Source organism: Endothiovibrio diazotrophicus, assembly GCF_054657215.1.
In genome coordinates this window covers 1-2022 of the sequence record NZ_BAAHXB010000239.1, presented here as the reverse complement: position 1 = coordinate 2022, position 2022 = coordinate 1, and the positions used below count along the sequence as shown (strand labels likewise).

The 2022-nt window shown below is 72.0% G+C and carries 1 protein-coding gene; it reads right to left on the bottom strand.

The annotated features are described in order from the left end of the window. Positions 1-1964 (bottom strand): tetratricopeptide repeat protein (locus tag ACYQ2W_RS26055; RefSeq protein ID WP_459873959.1); only part of this gene is annotated, 1964 nt, incomplete at its 3' end. Positions 1965-2022: the final 58 nt, after the last annotated feature.

Below are 2022 nucleotides of genomic sequence, written 5' to 3'. Positions count from 1 at the left end.
ACGAGTTCGCTCAACGCCGTCCGCACCCGCTCCACCACCGCCGGCCACCCTTCGCCGTCGCCCTGGCGGAACAGCCGCACGCCGGGGTACCAGGGGGTCCTGTCGCCGTCGCGGCCCCAGCGCCAGTCGGGGGTTGGGTGGAGCAGCACCCAGGTGGGGCAGCCGAGCCCCCCCGCCAGGTGGACCACCGCGGTGTCGGAGGAGATGAGCAGGTCGCAGTTCATCAGGATCGCCGCGTTGTCGCGGAAGTCCCACGCCTCATCCACCGCCTGCTGGGCGTCGACGAAGCGTTCGCGGAACGGGCAGCTCGCCAGCTGTTCGGCGCCGAAGCCCTTCTGCAGCGACACCAGGCGGATGCCGGGGATCTCCGCCAGTGGTTGGAAGGTCGCCAGGGGGAGCGAGCGCCCGCTCAGGTTGAGACGCTCCGAGTCGGGGTTGCCCTGCCAGTTGAGGCCGATCAGCCACTCCCCCGGGCGTCGCAGGCGTTCGCGCCAGACGGCGTCGCGGGCCGGGTCGGAGCGGAGATAGGGGGCGCTCACCACCGGGTCGTCGACGCGCACGCCGAGCCGCCCCGGGATCGACATCAGCGGCGCCCAGCGAGCCCCGGGGGAGTGCTCCGCGGGGTTCAACGGCAGCCGGTAGATGTGATCGAAGAGCCCAGCCTGGGCGGCGATGCCGACCAGCTTCTCCGGCAGCGCCAGCGAGACCCGAGGCAGCCGCTCCTTCAGCGCGACGCCGTAGCGCAGGAACTGGAGGGTGTCGCCGAGGCCTTGCTCGTGGATCAGGATCAGCTCGTCGGCGAAGTCGAAGGCGCCGTCCCAGCGGGGCAGGTGGGCGGGGGGCGTGAGGTTGCCGTCGTCCTTGCGCAGGCGCCACTCGTACTCCCGCCACCCCTCCTCGTAGTCGCCCCGCAGCAGCAGGCAGAGGGCGAGGTTGGCGTGGGCGTCGACCGCCTCGGGGTCGCGCGCCAGCGCTTGGCGGTAGCGCTCGATCGCCTCCTCCAGCCGTCCCTGGTCCGAGAGCGCGTTGCCGAGATTGGTATAGGCCGCCGCGCCTTCGGGGTTGATGGCGATGGCGCGCCGGCAGCTCTCCACCGCCTCCACCGGGCGGCCCTGCTTGCGCAGGAGGTCGCCGAGATTGCAGTGGGCGTCGGCGAGCTGTGGGTCGATCGCCAGTGCCCTCCGAAAGGCCTCCTCCGCCTCGTCAAGGCGGTCGAGAGCGCACAGCACGACCCCCGCGTTGGAGTGGGTGGCGGCGGCCGCCGGATCGAACGCCAGGGCCCGCCGATAGCTGGCCAGCGCCTCCTCCAACTCCCCCCTCTCGCGCAGCGCGTTGGCCAGGTTGTTGTGGGCCTTGGCGTAGTCGGGCTGGATCGCCAGGGTCCGGCGGAAGTGCTCGATTGCCTCCTCCAGCTCCCCCGCGGCATGCAGGGTGCAGCCGAGGTTGTAGTGGGCGTCGGCGTAGTGGGGGTGGAGCACCAGGGCGCGGCGGTAGCAGTCGATTGCCTCTTCACGCTCGTCCAGTTCGTCGAGGGCGTTGCCCAGGTTGTTCCACGCCTCGGCGAAATCGGGGTTGAGCGCCAGTGCCGCGCGGAAGGCCGCGGCGGCCCGCGCCTGCCGGCCGAGGGTGGCTTCGGCGCTGCCGTGCAGATAGGGGAGGAGCGGATCGTTGGGATGGCTGTCGGCGAGCCGTTGCGCCTCGCCGGCGGCCTGCTCGGCGCGGCCGGCGGAGATCAGCGCGACCAACTGCTCGTACGCTGCCTGGGAGAGCGGGGGCGCCGCCGGTGGGCCGCGCCGGGCGAGCTGCTGCTCCACCGCCTTGAGCCCCTTCTTCGCCTTCTTGTTGCCGGGATCGCCGTTGAGGACGCCGAGGTAGAGCCCGCGGGCACCCTCCAGGTCGCCGCATTTGGCGTGCGCCTTTGCCCGGGAGAGGGCCTGGTCGATGGTCAGGGGTGGTCGGCTCATGGGATCGGGGCGCAGGAAGGGCCAGTCGGCGTAGTGTACCGGAGCGCGGGGATTCTCT